Source organism: Bacillota bacterium (genome assembly GCA_013177945.1).
In the GTDB taxonomy this organism is placed as follows: domain Bacteria; phylum Bacillota; class DSM-12270; order Thermacetogeniales; family Thermacetogeniaceae; genus Ch130.
In genome coordinates, this window is record JABLXW010000001.1 from 193067 (window position 1) to 207717 (window position 14651).

General features: G+C 47.7%; 19 protein-coding genes. All 19 read left to right on the plus strand.

Annotation, left to right across the window (positions count from 1 at the left end; all coding sequences use genetic code 11):
- Nucleotides 1-34: 34 nt before the first annotated feature.
- The 19 genes from HPY58_00990 to HPY58_01080 all read left to right on the plus strand — a co-directional run bounded on the left by HPY58_00990 (nt 35) and on the right by HPY58_01080 (nt 14651).
- Entirely contained in the window at nt 35-376 is a 342-nt protein-coding gene (locus tag HPY58_00990) for a hypothetical protein (protein ID NPV28234.1), read from the plus strand.
- Nucleotides 377-399: 23 nt separating this feature from the next.
- Complete coding sequence (locus HPY58_00995; protein ID NPV28235.1) at nt 400-972, plus strand: hypothetical protein; 573 nt, start codon at nt 400-402, stop codon at nt 970-972.
- A 180-nt stretch (nt 973-1152) separates the two neighbouring features.
- The gene (gene rpsB / locus HPY58_01000) at nt 1153-1851 is read left to right on the plus strand and encodes a 30S ribosomal protein S2 (GenBank protein NPV28236.1); all 699 of its coding nucleotides are present in this window, start codon (nt 1153-1155) and stop codon (nt 1849-1851) included.
- Nucleotides 1852-1873: 22 nt separating this feature from the next.
- Nucleotides 1874-2470 carry a translation elongation factor Ts gene (gene tsf / locus HPY58_01005; GenBank protein ID NPV28237.1) on the plus strand — a complete coding sequence of 199 codons (597 nt, stop codon included), beginning with the start codon at nt 1874-1876 and terminating at the stop codon, nt 2468-2470.
- A gap of 68 nt (nt 2471-2538) precedes the next feature.
- Nucleotides 2539-3267, plus strand: coding sequence for a UMP kinase (locus HPY58_01010; protein NPV28238.1), 729 nt, complete (start codon nt 2539-2541; stop codon nt 3265-3267).
- On the plus strand, nt 3260-3817 hold the full coding sequence (gene frr / locus HPY58_01015; GenBank protein ID NPV28239.1) for a ribosome recycling factor: 558 nt from the start codon (nt 3260-3262) through the stop codon (nt 3815-3817). The genes HPY58_01010 and frr overlap by 8 nt, the downstream gene beginning before the upstream one ends.
- Before the next feature lie 14 nt (nt 3818-3831).
- Complete coding sequence (locus tag HPY58_01020; protein NPV28240.1) at nt 3832-4044, plus strand: hypothetical protein; 213 nt, start codon at nt 3832-3834, stop codon at nt 4042-4044.
- A 14-nt stretch (nt 4045-4058) separates the two neighbouring features.
- Complete coding sequence (locus HPY58_01025) at nt 4059-4229, plus strand: 4Fe-4S binding protein (protein ID NPV28241.1); 171 nt, start codon at nt 4059-4061, stop codon at nt 4227-4229.
- Nucleotides 4195-5082: an isoprenyl transferase gene (locus HPY58_01030; GenBank protein NPV28242.1), complete on the plus strand. Its 888-nt coding sequence runs from the start codon at nt 4195-4197 to the stop codon at nt 5080-5082. Before HPY58_01025 ends, HPY58_01030 begins: the two co-directional genes overlap by 35 nt.
- Nucleotides 5083-5097: 15 nt before the next feature.
- Nucleotides 5098-5898 carry a phosphatidate cytidylyltransferase gene (locus HPY58_01035; GenBank protein ID NPV28243.1) on the plus strand — a complete coding sequence of 267 codons (801 nt, stop codon included), beginning with the start codon at nt 5098-5100 and terminating at the stop codon, nt 5896-5898.
- Nucleotides 5899-5928: 30 nt separating this feature from the next.
- On the plus strand, nt 5929-7029 hold the full coding sequence (gene ytvI, locus HPY58_01040) for a sporulation integral membrane protein YtvI (protein ID NPV28244.1): 1101 nt from the start codon (nt 5929-5931) through the stop codon (nt 7027-7029).
- 4 nt (nt 7030-7033) lie between these two features.
- On the plus strand, nt 7034-8188 hold the full coding sequence (locus HPY58_01045; GenBank protein NPV28245.1) for a 1-deoxy-D-xylulose-5-phosphate reductoisomerase: 1155 nt from the start codon (nt 7034-7036) through the stop codon (nt 8186-8188).
- A 10-nt stretch (nt 8189-8198) separates the two neighbouring features.
- Nucleotides 8199-9233: an RIP metalloprotease RseP gene (rseP, locus tag HPY58_01050; GenBank protein ID NPV28246.1), complete on the plus strand. Its 1035-nt coding sequence runs from the start codon at nt 8199-8201 to the stop codon at nt 9231-9233.
- A 10-nt stretch (nt 9234-9243) separates the two neighbouring features.
- The gene (ispG, locus tag HPY58_01055; GenBank protein NPV28247.1) at nt 9244-10308 is read left to right on the plus strand and encodes a flavodoxin-dependent (E)-4-hydroxy-3-methylbut-2-enyl-diphosphate synthase; all 1065 of its coding nucleotides are present in this window, start codon (nt 9244-9246) and stop codon (nt 10306-10308) included.
- A gap of 3 nt (nt 10309-10311) precedes the next feature.
- The gene (locus HPY58_01060; protein NPV28248.1) at nt 10312-12039 is read left to right on the plus strand and encodes a proline--tRNA ligase; all 1728 of its coding nucleotides are present in this window, start codon (nt 10312-10314) and stop codon (nt 12037-12039) included.
- 413 nt (nt 12040-12452) lie between these two features.
- Nucleotides 12453-12911 (plus strand): ribosome maturation factor RimP, encoded by a 459-nt coding sequence (locus HPY58_01065; GenBank protein ID NPV28249.1) that lies wholly within the window; start codon nt 12453-12455, stop codon nt 12909-12911.
- 33 nt (nt 12912-12944) lie between these two features.
- Nucleotides 12945-14066, plus strand: coding sequence for a transcription termination/antitermination protein NusA (nusA, locus tag HPY58_01070; protein NPV28250.1), 1122 nt, complete (start codon nt 12945-12947; stop codon nt 14064-14066).
- Nucleotides 14059-14334: a YlxR family protein gene (locus tag HPY58_01075; GenBank protein NPV28251.1), complete on the plus strand. Its 276-nt coding sequence runs from the start codon at nt 14059-14061 to the stop codon at nt 14332-14334. Before nusA ends, HPY58_01075 begins: the two co-directional genes overlap by 8 nt.
- Nucleotides 14331-14651, plus strand: coding sequence for a 50S ribosomal protein L7ae (locus HPY58_01080; protein NPV28252.1), 321 nt, complete (start codon nt 14331-14333; stop codon nt 14649-14651). Before HPY58_01075 ends, HPY58_01080 begins: the two co-directional genes overlap by 4 nt.

A 14651-nucleotide genomic window follows, 5' to 3' on the forward strand; every position in this document is an offset into this window, starting at 1 on the left:
TTAAACAGGGGTTAAGATGGCTCTTTACGGGGGGTTGGCAATGACCCTGAAATCACTCGACCTTCAGGTTCTCCTTCCCAGGACGCAGGAAGTTGGCCGGATTCAGCATGTCCAACAGATAAACGAGCAGAATCAGCAACTGAGCTTTGCCGCTCATCTTCTCCACGAATCCGAAGCCATCCAAAAAACAGTACAGCACCTTTCCCAACCACAAGAAGCAAGAATCAAGGAACGAACGCGCGATGAGAGGCGATCCTCTGCCAGGCAAAAAGATGAAAAGAAGGGTGCACCGCATGAAAAGCAGCCCGTGCCGGAAGAAAAACAGGAACTCATCGGAAGCCTGCTCTTAGGCCAGATTGTTGATCTTAAAATCTAATTTAGAGGTGCAGGTAGATCGTTATGGAACTATTAAAATTATTAATCATTACCTTGGGTATTCTTACATTGTGTATCATCGCCATGGTATCTCTGGTCATCTGGCGCGACAGGCGGGAGTTGAGACTAAACCAGATCACCAGGGAAATATCACGTTTGGAAGAATCCATTAAAGAAATTTACCAGATAAAAGAAGAAATGGAAAAGATGTTAACTGCAGCCCGGAAACATACTGACCTTGCGGTATCTCAGGTAGAAGGACAGGTTAAACAGGTCAGGAATTCAGTTGCGCATCTCGAACAGCGTCTTCACGTTGTTGGTTTAAGTGGAGAAAAGCGCAATATAGCCAAAGAAAGAGAAAAGAGTCAAAGATCGCAGGGAAAGGGGAAACCTCGCGGGAACAGTCGGGAATTAAAACAGAAGGAAAACAGATCCGGCAAAGAGGAACCTGTCAAGATCAATGACGGGGAAAAATACGCAAAACTCTACGAACTGGCCGACCAGGGGTTAAGCCCCCAGGAAATTGCTCAGCGGTTAAATTTAGGCTATGACGAGGTGGAACTGGTACTTGAATTAAAAGGGAAACGGCTCTCTTAAAAAAGTAGAAAATAGGGCATCTGTCTTCGCCAACAGATGCCTTTTTCATTGCCAGGAGCGGATCTTTGTGTTATACTAACCGGTGGCATAAAACACACGCTGCTGAATACAGCCGGTGGTCCCCCCGGGTCCGGTTGGGCATGAAAGCAGCGGAGGAAAAACCTGCAAGGAGGAGTCTTAATGGCAGTAATTTCTATGAAGCAATTGCTTGAAGCGGGAGTTCACTTCGGCCACCAAACAAGACGCTGGAACCCCAAAATGGCCCCCTATATTTTTACGGAGCGGAACGGAATCTACATCATCGATCTCCAAAAAACCGTAAAGAAAATTGACGAAGCCTACAATTTTGTCAAAGACGTGGTCAGAGAAGGAAAGAGCATTCTTTTTGTAGGAACGAAAAAACAGGCACAGGAGTCGGTACGCGAAGAAGCAGAAAGATGCGGAATGTTTTATGTTAATGTTCGCTGGTTGGGAGGAATGCTGACCAATTTTTCCACCATCAGGAAACGGGTAGAGCGACTCAAGGAACTCGAAAAGATGGAGGAAACGGGATATTTCGATCTCCTCCCCAAAAAAGAGGTAACAAAATTGAAGGCAGAAAAGGATAAACTGGAAAAGTTTCTCAAGGGAATCAAAGAAATGAACGAGCTTCCGGGAGCGCTTTTCATTGTTGATTCCCGGAAAGAGCGAATTGCCGTCTGTGAAGCCAGAAAATTGGGAATACCTACAGTTGGAATTGTTGATACTAACTGTGATCCTGATGAAATTGATTATGTGATTCCGGGAAACGACGATGCTATCAGAGCGGTCCGTCTACTTACCTCGAAGATCGCGGATGCGGTGATAGAAGCCAAACAGGGTGAACAGGAACAGGCTTAAATACAGATCGGAGGGATCTTTTTTGATTAAAGCCGACCTTGTGAAAGAATTGCGGGAGCGTACAGGAGCCGGAATGATGGATTGCAAAAGGGCCCTCACGGAAACGGGCGGAGACCTTGAAAAAGCCCTTGTTTACCTGAGAGAACGGGGGCTTGCTACCGCCGCGAAAAAAGCAGGAAGAGCCACCAAGGAGGGCAGAATTGAAGCTTATATTCACGCCGGAGGCCGGCTAGGGGTATTAATCGAAGTCAACTGCGAAACCGATTTTGTTGCCAAAACAGATGATTATCAAACCCTCTGCAGGGAATTAGCAATGCAAGTAGCAGCATCCAATCCCCTTTATATCGACCGCAGTGATGTTCCTCCTGACCAGCTGGAAAAGGAAAAGGAGATTTTGCGAACTCAAGCTTTAAATGAAGGCAAACCTGAAAAGGTGATTGATAAAATTGTTTCAGGAAGACTTGAAAAGTACTTCCAGGAAGTTTGCCTTCTGGAACAGCCCTATATCAGAGACCCTGAACGTACCGTAAAAGATTTAATCAACGAGTATATTGCCCGGTTAGGAGAAAATATTGTGGTCCGCCGTTTTTGCAGGTTCCGGCTTGGGGAAGAATCCTAAAATTGACCGGTTGAGAGGATTTACAAACATGAAGTAGAAGATATGGGAAACTGGAGGTTTTCCCCAGTATGGAGAATCCTAAATATCGAAGAATTATTCTTAAATTGAGCGGCGAAGCACTTGCCGGAGATCAAGGGTTCGGCATTGACCCAGATCTTGTCAGCGCTATTGCCGCCGAAATTAAAGAGGTTAAAGACAAGGGCGTAGAGATCGCAATCGTCGTCGGGGGAGGAAATATTTGGCGGGGGGTCGCAGGGAGCGCAAAGGGAATGGACCGGGCCACAGCAGACTACATGGGAATGCTTGCGACCGTAATCAACGCCCTGGCCTTGCAGGATGCTTTGGAAAAACACGGAGTTGAGACCAGAGTCCAGACGGCCATTGAAATGAAGGAAGTAGCGGAACCGTATATACGCCGCCGGGCAATCCGCCATCTGGAAAAAGGACGTATTGTAATTTTTGCAGGCGGGACAGGGAATCCTTTCTTCTCCACCGATACTACGGCAGCGCTCCGAGCAGCGGAGATTGAGGCAGAAGTAATCCTGATGGCTAAAAAAGTAGATGGGGTTTATGATTCAGACCCCCAGCTTAATCCCGGGGCCCGGAAGTTTGCCGAGCTGGAATACCTGGATGTTCTGAATAAAGGGTTGAGTGTAATGGATTCCACTGCGACCTCCCTCTGTATGGAAAATAAAATTCCGATAATTGTTTTCAGTGTCACAACAAGAGGAAATATTTTAAAGGCAGTTATGGGCGAGAAAATCGGTACCATTGTAGGGAGGGAAAGTAATGGATAAGACAGCCCTTCAACAATTGGAAGAAAAAATGAAAAAAACGGTTGATTTGCTGGCTAAAGAGTACACAACTTTACGTGCCGGCCGTGCTACCCCTGCCTTGCTCGATAAGATTTCCGTGGACTATTACGGAACACCAACCCCCATTAACCAGCTTGCAGCAATTTCCGTCCCCGAACCGCGCCTTCTTGTAATTCAACCCTGGGACCGAAACCTCGTCCCGCAAATTGAAAAGGCAATCCTCAAGTCGGACCTTGGCGTTACCCCGGTAAGTGACGGCTATTTAATCCGAATCGTAATTCCTCCTTTGACCCAGGAAAAAAGAAAAGAACTTGTTAAACTGGTTCACAAAAAAGCCGAAGAGGCGCGCGTCGCGGTCCGAAATTTGAGGCGGGAAGGCAACGAACAGGTTAAAAGTCAGGAAAAGAGAAAGGAAATTTCTCAAGATGAAGCAAAGCGCAGTCTCGAGGTAATTCAAAAGGCTACCGACAAGTACATCAAGCAAATCGATCAAATTGCCGAAGCAAAAGAAAAAGAAATTATGGAACTTTAATTTTTGGAGCAATGATGATGAAATTTCAGATTCCCGACGTTATCGGTTATCTTTACGAAGAAGGTGCTCGCCTCCTTCAACAGGCAGGTTACCGAATCCAAATTCGTTTTACCGGGCCTTTGCATCAAGAACCGGGTAAAAAGGCAAGAATTTTGCGCCAGCGTGAAATTGGAGAAAAAAAAGTCGAATTAATCATAGGGCATGAATTTTATTCAGATCCCGCGTAAAAGGAGGTGATAAAATGCCCTACAAAATCACCGATAAGTGCGAAGCTTGCGGTACCTGCCTTGATGAATGTCCCAATGGAGCGATTGAAGAGGTAGATGGCACCTATCGGATCAACACCGAAAAGTGTGAAGATTGTGGAACTTGCATGGATGTATGCCCCAACGAAGCAATCGTGGAAGAGTAAGCAGACCCTGCCTTCCCCCTCATGGAGGGGGTTTTTCTTAACCAAACCTTTTCTGGGAGAGTTAACATTGATTGAAGGTCTTTTAAATCGAATCAGAATTAAAAAACAAAACGGTTATCAAGAAGAAGAAAAATTACGGAAAAGACTTGATTTGGCCCGCCTTCCTTTTCATGTAGCCATCATTATGGACGGCAACGGACGCTGGGCCCAGGCAAGGGGGCTCCCCCGGGCAATGGGCCACCGGGCAGGAGTGGAAACGCTCCGCAACATCGTAAAACTGTGCTTGGAATTAAAGATAAAAATTTTAACGGTGTTTGCCTTTTCCACGGAAAACTGGAAGCGCCCGCAAGAAGAAATCAATATCTTAATGGACTTGTTGTGCGAGTATATCCAAAAGGAATTAAATGAACTGCACCAGCAGGGAATCCAAATCAGAGCTATTGGACACATCCACGAACTGCCTGATCCTGCTCAAAAAGAAATTATCAGGGCCCAGGACCTGACCTCTCAAAACGACAAACTTATTTTAAATCTTGCGCTGAATTACGGGGGGCGCCTGGAAATTGTGGATGCTGCCCGGAAAATCGCGCTTCGCGTCAAAAATGGTGAGCTGGAGCCAGCCGAAATCGACGAAGCTGTTTTTGAAAAACACCTTTACACTGCGGATCTCCCGGACCCAGACCTTTTAATCCGTCCAGCAGGAGAACTTCGCATCAGCAACTTTCTCCTCTGGCAGACGGCTTATACCGAATTCTGGAGCACTCCGGTTTTCTGGCCGGACTTCCGGGCATCCCACTTTCTGCAGGCACTGGTGTCTTTTCAGCAGCGGAAACGCCGTTTCGGAGGGCTTTGAGGGGGCCTGGAAATTTTGCTTTTGGAACGTATCCTCAGCGCAGTCCTGGGCATCCCCGTTTTGATTTACCTCTCTTACGAAGGAAAATACATTTTCCTGGCCGGGATTGTTTTTCTCGCCATGGCAGGCCTGCGCGAACTCTGCTCCATCATGGTGCGCATGAATCTCAAAACTCACCCGCTTCTCATTTACGGAAGCGGCATTCTCTTTCCCTTTCTTGCCTTTTTTGCACCAAGCAGCCGGGAACACGAGCTCCTTTTAACAGGTCTCACGATTTATTTGTTAATTCATCTTATCGCATTAATTATTACTTTCCCCAGGCATACACTTGGTGACAGCGCTTCATCTTTTTTGGGAGGCTGCTACGTAAGCCTCCTGCTCAGTTATCTCATTTTAATCAGAAAAATGAATTCCTTCGGGTTCCCGTATTTGCTCTTCGTCTTTATCGTCACCTGGGCCTGCGATACAGGTGCTTATTTTGCGGGGCGGCTCTGGGGACGCCGCCACCTCTGGCGCAATTTAAGCCCCAAAAAGACATTAGAAGGAACTGCTGGAGGCCTGGTGTTAAGCATTGGAGCGGCTTTTCTCTTTCAGCTTTTTTATCCTCTCTTTTCTTATTTAAGTACATTTTTTCTCGGCCTGCTGATCGGCATTTTCGTTCAGCTGGGAGACCTGGTGGAATCTGCCATCAAGAGGCTGGGAAAGGTAAAAAATTCCGGAGAATTGATTCCCGGCCATGGAGGAATTCTGGATCGTTTTGACAGCCTGCTTTTCAGCGCTCCCATTACTTACCTTTACCTGAAGTTCTTTATCTAAGTTCCTTATAACCGTTGAGGAGGGACCCAGGTGACTCCTGCTTTAGAGAAGAATCTCTTAATATTCATAAAAATTTTAACTCTTGTTCTGGTTGGGGCGGGCATTTATTTTTTCATCACCCATTTTTGGCCGTTCCTGGCGCGCCTGATCGGAGCGGGAATCAAGGCGGTGCTCCCGTTTCTGATCGCGTATCTTTTTGCCTCACTGCTCGATCCCCCGATTACCTTTTTAGAGCAAAGGCTGCACTTATCTCGAACCTGGGGGACTCTTTTCGCCCTTCTCCTGTTTATCGCCATCATTGGGGGGCTTCTTTTTCTTCTTATTTCCAACTTAATCCGGGAACTCGTTCAATTATCCCAGGCTCTTGCCAGTGCATCCCAGGACTTAGAAATATGGAACCTGAACCTGCTGGTAGAGCGATTTCAGTCATTCTTATTAAACCTGCATCTTCCCCAAAACATTATTCAGGAGGCCGTTCGTAACCTCTGGCAGGTTGTCGATTTTACGAAAAACATTGTGGGCATAATCCTGACCCAGCTTTTCCGCTTTATTGCATCCCTGCCCCGCTACTTCATTCTTTTAATTATCACCCTGGTTGGAAGCTTTTTCTTCGCCCGTGATTACCATTTAATCAAAACAAACATGATCCGTTTTATCCCCGCGCCGTGGCAGGCACCCTTTAAAAGGGTGAGCGGCGGCCTTTTTAAAGCATTCCACGGATATTTAAAGGCCCAGTTATTTTTAATCAGTTTAACAGGCCTTGAAAGCCTGGTGGGGCTTTCGATCCTGGGTGTAAGCTACGCCCACATTCTGGCGCTGGTTGCTGCTTTCGTCGATCTTTTGCCGATTTTGGGCCCCGGCTCCCTTTATATTCCCTGGGCGCTCTGGATGCTCTTCTCCGGAAAAATTCGCCTGGGGATTGGTCTCCTGATTCTTTATGGTATAATCGTGGTGGTAAGACAGTTACTGGAGCCCAAGGTGGTCGGTCAAAGTCTTGGGCTTCATCCTCTTACCACACTCATCACCCTTTACTTTGGATTCTCGCTTTTGGGTTTATGGGGTTTGATTCTAGGGCCCGCCCTGGTAATTGCCTATAAAGCATTTTTCGAGGAAAAAAAGGCAGGCATCTGAAGTGATGAAAAAAAGGATCGTAATCCTCGGCTCTACAGGCTCAATCGGAAGACAGGCCCTTGAAGTAGTAAGCTCTTTTCCCGAGGCTTTTCAAGTGGTCGGACTGGCCGCAAAACGGAACATTGACTTGCTTGAGCAACAGGTTCGCCTTTTTAACGTTCCCTATGCCGCGGTAATGGACCCTGATGCCGCTCGGGTTTTTTCCGAACGACTCCGGGATCTAAAGGTAACCTGCCTGAAAGGACCAGAGGGTTTTACCAGGCTTGCCGGACTTCCGGAATCCGATTTAATCCTGGTAGCAGTAACCGGGATTGCAGGGCTTCGCCCCACCCTCGAAGCAATTTATACCCGGAAAAACATCGCCCTGGCCAATAAGGAAACCCTGGTTGCGGGGGGAAACCTTGTCATGGAGGCGGCCCGCAAAATGGGGGTTCAGATCATTCCAGTGGACAGCGAACACTCCGCGATCTTCCAGTGCTGGGAGAGAACCGGCGAGGCTGCCCGGGTAATCATAACAGGTTCAGGCGGCCCCTTTCGAGGTTTCTCCCGTCAGGAACTCAAAAAGGTTACGCCTGAAATGGCCCTGCGCCACCCGACCTGGCAGATGGGCCCGAAAATCACCGTTGATTCCGCCACACTGATGAACAAGGGGCTTGAAGTAATCGAGGCAAAATGGCTATTTGGGATCGCGTACGACCAGATCGAAGTAGTGATCCACCCTCAAAGCATCGTACACGGCCTTGTTGTTTTTAAAGACGGAAGCGTACTTGCCCAGCTGAGCTGGCCGGACATGCGCCTCCCAATTCAATACGCCCTTTTCTTTCCAGAACGAAGAAAAAGTGGCATTGCTCCCTTAGACCTTGTTAAGGCAGGGCAGCTTACTTTTGAACCTCCAGACCTTGACACCTTTCCGTGTCTTAAGCTGGCTCTTGAAGCCGGTAAAATTGGAGGGACAATGCCCGCTGTTTTAAACGCAGCCAACGAAGTTGCAGTTGAGGCATTTTTGGGAGGAAAGATTTCCTTTCTGGCAATCCCCGAACTTATCTCCGAAGCAATGAATTCTCATCTCCCAAGGCCTGCTCCAGAACTGGAGGAGATTCTGGCCGCAGACGAGTGGGGCCGAAAACACACTGAGCGACTGATTGAAATGAGAAATTAGGAGGTTTCCCATGCCCGTTCTTATTTCTGTTCTGGTTTTGGGTTTTCTCATCTGTATCCACGAGTTGGGGCACTTCCTCGTTGCAAAGCTGGTTGGTATCCAGGTAGAGGAATTCAGCATCGGCTTTGGCCCCAAACTTTTCAGTTTCAAAACAGCAAAAAGTCCAACCAGATATTCCCTGCGCTGCTTTCCTTTGGGCGGATTCGTAAAAATGGCAGGAATGGACCCGGCCAGCGACCAAGAAAATGGATTTAACAAAAAACCTTTAAAAGACCGCATCGCCGTTATTGCAGCAGGATCGGTTACCAATTTCCTGGTTGCAATTGTGCTTTTTATTTTCACTTTCAGCATCATCGGGATCCCCACTCCGTCGAATTCAAATGTCATCGGAGAAGTTGTCCCGGGAAGCCCCGCTGCCCGAATTGGGTTGAAACCGGGTGATAGAATAATCCAGGTGAACGAGACTCCAACGGATACCTGGGAGAAGATTGCATTGAATATTCATAAAAGAGCCTGGCAGAAAACGCGCCTCGTGATCGAGCGCGACAATAAAAAATATATCTTTTTCGTTACACCCCAGTTCGATCCCAAGTTCCAGGTAGGCCAGATCGGAATCAGACAAAGCCTGGTTTGGGAGAAGCAAAGTTTTTCGAATGCTGTAAAATTAGGCCTGAGCCGGGCCTTTAGCTTTGCCCATCTGATTTTACAAGGTCTTATAGGAACGGTAACCGGTGCAGTACCTCCCGAGGAAATCGCAGGGCCCATCGGGATCACCCAGATGATTGGGGAGGCAGTGCGCGGGGGAGCCGGTTACCTGCTCAGTTTTACCGCTATCCTGAGCATAAATCTCGCCCTGATCAACCTTCTTCCTATTCCCGCTTTAGACGGGAGCAGATTGGTTTTTCTCTTTTTGGAGGGAATCCGGGGGAGGCCGGTAGATCCAGAAAAAGAAAATTTTATCCACCTGATTGGTTTTGCCCTTCTAATGGTTTTAATCCTCCTCATTACTTATAACGACCTCGCCCGTTTATTAACCGGACACTAGGGTGGTTTTCATGCGCAGGATTACCAGACAAATCATGGTTGGTAATGTGCCTGTCGGCGGGGGAGCACCGGTTTCGGTGCAAACCATGACAAAAACGGATACGCGCGATGTCGCCTCAACTGTAGCCCAAATCAGGGAACTGGAGCAACTTGGATGCGACATCATCAGGGTTGCCGTCCCCGACCGGGACGCGGCAAATGCCATAAAAAAAATTAAAGAGCAAATCAGGATTCCTCTTGTCGCAGATATCCATTTTGATTACCGGCTTGCTCTGCTGGCAATCGAAAAGGGAGCAGACGGGCTCCGGATCAACCCCGGAAACATCGGGAGCCAGGAACGCGTCCGGGCTGTTGTCAGGGCTGCGGCTGAAAAAAACATCCCAATCCGGATCGGGGTAAATGCAGGCTCCCTGGCTCCGGAAATCCTGGCAAAATACGGAAGAACAGCCACAGGATTGGTGGAAAGTGCTCTCTCCCATGTTGCCTTGCTGGAGAAAGAGAATTATTACAACCTGAAAATCTCCGTTAAGGCTGCCGAGGTTCCCATAACAATAGAGGCATACAGGATTTTAGCAAAACGGGTCGATTATCCCCTTCATTTGGGGGTCACCGAAGCAGGAGGGCCCTGGGCGGGAACAATCAAATCGGCGGTCGGGATTGGGGCTCTGCTCGCGGAGGGGATCGGAGACACAATCCGCGTTTCTCTGACAGGCACCCCCCATGAAGAAATACGCGTGGGAATCCAAATTTTAAAGAGCCTGGGTCTCAGGGCAGAGGGAATTGAACTTATTTCATGCCCTACTTGCGGGCGTTGTCAAATAAACCTGATTGAAATTGCCCGGGCCGTGGAAAAACGCCTCCCCGCCTCGAAAAAAAACCTGCGTGTCGCAGTAATGGGTTGCACCGTAAACGGGCCAGGGGAAGCCCGGGAGGCTGACGTTGGAATCGCAGGGGGAAAGGGCTCCGGCCTCTTATTTAAAAAAGGCAAAATGATCCGGAAGGTTCCCGAGGAAAAACTGGCTGATGCTCTCATTACAGAAATTGAACAAATGCTGGAGGAACAGGAGGGAGTTTAAAGGATGCGGGTAACACAAAATTTAATTCCGACTCTCAGGGAGGTGCCAGCAGAAGCAGATACGATCAGCCATCAACTTCTGATTCGTGCGGGCATGCTCCGCAAGGTGGCTGCCGGGATTTATACTCTTCTTCCCCTGGGGTATCGGGTCGTAGAAAAAATTAAGCAGATCGTCCGAGAAGAAATGAATAAGGCCGGAGGAATCGAGCTTTTGCTTCCCATTATTCAGCCTGCAGAGATATGGCACGAGACAGGACGCTGGGAAGTATACGGGCCCGAAATGTTTCGCTTGCATGACCGCCACGGGCGCAGTTTTTGTTTGGGGCCAACCCACGAGGAGATCATTACAGATTTAATCCGCCAGGAAGTCAAGTCTTATCGCCAGCTTCCTCTCCTCCTCTATCAAATTCAAAACAAATACAGAGATGAACGTCGCCCTCGCTTCGGGTTAATGCGCGGGCGGGAGTTCATTATGAAGGACCTGTACTCCTTCGACAGAGACGAGCAAGGCCTGGAAATCAGTTACCAGAAGATGTACAATGCTTACAGCCGTATTTTCAGCCGGTGCGGCCTCACCTTCAGGGTTGTTGAGGCCGATCCAGGTGCAATTGGCGGAAGTGATACCCACGAGTTTATGGTGCTTGCGGAAGCCGGAGAGGCGCAACTTGTTTTCTGTTCTGTCTGTGACTACGCCGCAAATGTGGAAAAGGCTCCGTGCCGACCGCAGAAAGTTGCTTCCCTCGGAAAGCCCCAACCCCTGGAACTTGTTCCAACACCCGGGGCGCGTACCGTACAGGAGGTAGCAGCCTATTTAGGTGTGGAACCCAAAGCTGTTCTCAAGACCCTGTTCTACTACGCAGATGGGGAAGCGGTCGCAGTTCTTGTACGGGGAGATCGCGCCGTAAATGAAACCAAATTAAAAAATTTCCTTGGAGCAACTCAGCTTGAAATTGCCCCGGAAGTGGAAATCAGCCAGCGGTTTCAGATCCCGGTGGGGTATGCCGGACCATGCGGTTTAAAGGAGAAGGCGCCGGTAAAAATTATTGGAGACTACGAGGTCAAGGAGTTAGTTAATGCCGTTGCAGGAGCTAACCGGAAAGACTATCATTATCTAAACGTAAACCCCGGCCGCGACTACGATCTCGATGGCCTGGGGGATCTTCGTGTTGCAGAAGAGGGGGATCCCTGTCCAAAATGTGATGCTCCCCTTCAGTTCAAAAGGGGGATTGAAGTCGGCCAAATCTTCAAACTGGGCGATAAATACAGCAAGGCCCTGGGAGCCACCATTCTCGACGAAACGGGAAAAGAGATTCCCATAATCATGGGTTGCTATGGAATCGGCATTACGAGGACCATGGCCGCAGCAGTGGAACAAAGACATGATGAAAACGGAATTATCTGGCCTGTATCAATTGCTCCCTACGAGGTGGTTGTGATCCCGATCAGTCACCGGGATTCCTTACAGGTCAAACTTGCCGAGGAAATTTATCAGAACCTTCTGGCCGCCGGAGTAGACGTAATTTACGATGATCGCCCGGAGCGGGCCGGCGTCAAGTTCAAGGATGCCGATTTAATTGGCTATCCCGTTCGTCTGGTAGTGGGAACCCAGGCAGTTACGGAAGGGCTGGTTGAAATTAAATGGCGCGCGACCGGAGAAATAATTTTCAAGGAAAAAGGAGAGGCCGTTGATTACCTGGCCGAAACTCTAAACACCCTCCGAAGAGGAGAATAACAAATTGTCAGGGGGCCGCTTCATAATGAATTACAAAATCATCATTCTAGCATTAGTATTATTGCTGGGTTTGGTTTACTACTTTCGCCAAGCGCATGCTTCACAAAAAAACAGAAACAGGATTATCGACATCTTAGTAATAATACAAGGTTCACCTCTGAGCCTGCCGGAATCAACGACCCTTTCGAAATTGCTGGAATATTAATCTTTGCTTACGGATGGGGAATTTTAATTGTTTCAGGGTTCCAGGTGTTTGTTGCAGAAATGTTTATCTTTTGTTATAATTCGTGTTAGAAAGCACTCTTGCAGTACTTTAAATGCTCTGGGGAGGTTGTGCGGACAGAGTGGGTTTTGCCCACTCTTTCATATTATCAATAATTATTTTTTCGTAACTTCAGATCGGAGGGTTTTTCTTGAAAAAAACTGAATTTTACGAAACAATAGCAAAACTGCTGGAGCCCTTTCTAACCGACAGCGCGCTCGAACTCATCGATGTAGAATATCGCAAGGAAGGAAAAAACTGGTTTCTGCGAATTTTTATAGATAAACCGGGTGGTGTTCAGCTAGCGGATTGCGAAAATATCAGCAACTTTCTAAGTTCGAGGTTGGATGAACTGGATCTCATTCCTCATCATTATATCCTGGAGGTTTCATCACCCGGCATTGAAAGGCCGTTACGGAAACCTGAGGATTTTCTTCGCTACCGCGGTTCCCGGATTTCTTTAAAAACACACAACAGGGTTCAGGGTAAAAAGAACTTTCAAGGTGTTCTTGTTGATTATCTGGATAATCAGGTAATTCTCCAGACAGATGAGGGTGATTTCATGATTCCGTATGAAGCAATCAGTCAGGCAAAACTTAAAGTATTCTAGTTTTTAATAATTGATAAGGGAGGTGAATGAAGCGTGAACATTGAATTTATCAATGCTCTAAAAGATATCGAAAAGGAAAAGGGAATTAAAATAGAAACCCTTTTAGAAGCAATTGAAGTTGCCCTTCTCTCCGCATACCGAAAAAATTTTGGTTCGGCTCAAAACGCCCGGATTGAAATTGAAAGAGAAACAGGAGAAATCAAGGTGTTTGCCAGAAAAACCGTCGTGGAGGAAGTTGCGGATCCCAGGCTTGAAATTGACTTTGAACAAGCTAAAAATATAAACCCTGGGGTAAACTTGAACGATGTGATCGAAGTCGAAGTAACCCCCCAGAACTTTGGACGGATCGCAGCTCAAACAGCAAAGCAGGTAGTTGTCCAGAGAATCCGGGAGGCGGAACGGGGGCTTATTTATGAAGAGTTTTTAAGCCGCGAAGGAGACATCGTTACGGGTGTGATCCGGCGACATGAAGCGAAAAATGTTTATATAGATTTAGGCCGCGCCGAGGCCCTTCTTGCACCAGCGGAACAAATCCCTACGGAAAAATACAACCGCGGGGAGCGCATTAAAACATATGTTGTCGAAGTTAAAAAAACCACCAAGGGCCCCCAGATTTTAGTTTCGCGGACCCATCCGGGACTGCTCAAGCGCCTTTTTGAATTGGAGGTTCCCGAAATTTATGAGGGCATCGTCGAATTGAAGGCAGTCGCCCGGGAACCAGGCGCCCGCTCAAAAATCGCCGTGCATTCCAGAGACGAAAACGTGGATCCGGTCGGAGCTTGTGTGGGGCCCAAGGGAATGCGCGTCCAGACGATCGTGAACGAACTCCGGGGAGAAAAGATTGATATCGTAAAGTGGGACAGCGATCCGAAAGTTTTTGTTGCCAATGCTTTAAGTCCCTCGAAAGTTATTTCAGTAGAAATAAACGAAAGCGAAAGAGTCGCAAAGGTAATCGTCCCCGATTTTCAACTTTCACTGGCTATCGGAAAAGAAGGGCAGAACGCGCGTTTGGCAGCGCGCCTCACAGGCTGGAAAATTGACATCAAAAGCGAGTCTCAGGTTCGGGAAAGCAATAACTATATTGAGCAGGCAGCTGAACAAGAAACTACCCGGGAAGTCGAGCAAAAACATGAGGTGAATTTCTCCGATGCCTAAAACAAAAAAAATTCCCCAACGCATCTGTGTGGGTTGTCAACAAACCAGAGAGAAAAGGGAATTGATCAGAATTGTACGGACACCCGATCTCCACGTAGTGATTGATCCAACCGGAAAGAGATCCGGCCGGGGTGCCTATATTTGCCGGGACCTAAAGTGTCTGGATGCTGCAATTGCAGGTAAACAACTCCAAAGAGCCTTGCGTGTAGAGCTGCCCTCAGAGGTTTTGGAGGAACTTAAAAAAATGCTTTCAGGTGAAGTAAAATGAAGTCCCTTTTTTCCTTACTTGGTCTTGCAAGGCGGGCAGGCAAGCTTACTTCCGGAATTACCAATTGCCTCCACGCCCTTGCTCATAAAGAAGCCAGGCTGATAATTCTTGCAGAAGACGCAGGAAGAAACAGAGAGAAGGTGATTAAAGCCTGCCTTACGGAGCAGGTACCTTATCTTGAGTTTGGATCCAGACAAGAATTTCTCAAGTATCTTGGTCAATCCTCTTGCATCTGGGCAGTTCTTTGTGAAAATTTTGCCCAACAGATTCTAAAATACGGAAACGGAATCCTTAAAAAGAAGCAAGATCTCAATTAA

What these genes read in the sequence shown, in the direction of transcription:
- HPY58_01045 (NPV28245.1), top strand. Translation starts at nt 7,034, where the DNA reads ATGAAAAAAAGGATCGTAATCCTCGGCTCTACAGGCTCAATCGGAAGA.
- HPY58_01010 (NPV28238.1), top strand. Translation starts at nt 2,539, where the DNA reads ATGGAGAATCCTAAATATCGAAGAATTATTCTTAAATTGAGCGGCGAA.
- frr (NPV28239.1), top strand. Translation starts at nt 3,260, where the DNA reads ATGGATAAGACAGCCCTTCAACAATTGGAAGAAAAAATGAAAAAAACG.
- HPY58_01020 (NPV28240.1), top strand. Translation starts at nt 3,832, where the DNA reads ATGATGAAATTTCAGATTCCCGACGTTATCGGTTATCTTTACGAAGAA.
- HPY58_01075 (NPV28251.1), top strand. Translation starts at nt 14,059, where the DNA reads ATGCCTAAAACAAAAAAAATTCCCCAACGCATCTGTGTGGGTTGTCAA.
- HPY58_01030 (NPV28242.1), top strand. Translation starts at nt 4,195, where the DNA reads ATGTATGCCCCAACGAAGCAATCGTGGAAGAGTAAGCAGACCCTGCCT.
- HPY58_01060 (NPV28248.1), top strand. Translation starts at nt 10,312, where the DNA reads ATGCGGGTAACACAAAATTTAATTCCGACTCTCAGGGAGGTGCCAGCA.
- rseP (NPV28246.1), top strand. Translation starts at nt 8,199, where the DNA reads ATGCCCGTTCTTATTTCTGTTCTGGTTTTGGGTTTTCTCATCTGTATC.
- HPY58_01025 (NPV28241.1), top strand. Translation starts at nt 4,059, where the DNA reads ATGCCCTACAAAATCACCGATAAGTGCGAAGCTTGCGGTACCTGCCTT.
- HPY58_00995 (NPV28235.1), top strand. Translation starts at nt 400, where the DNA reads ATGGAACTATTAAAATTATTAATCATTACCTTGGGTATTCTTACATTG.
- rpsB (NPV28236.1), top strand. Translation starts at nt 1,153, where the DNA reads ATGGCAGTAATTTCTATGAAGCAATTGCTTGAAGCGGGAGTTCACTTC.
- HPY58_01080 (NPV28252.1), top strand. Translation starts at nt 14,331, where the DNA reads ATGAAGTCCCTTTTTTCCTTACTTGGTCTTGCAAGGCGGGCAGGCAAG.
- ispG (NPV28247.1), top strand. Translation starts at nt 9,244, where the DNA reads ATGCGCAGGATTACCAGACAAATCATGGTTGGTAATGTGCCTGTCGGC.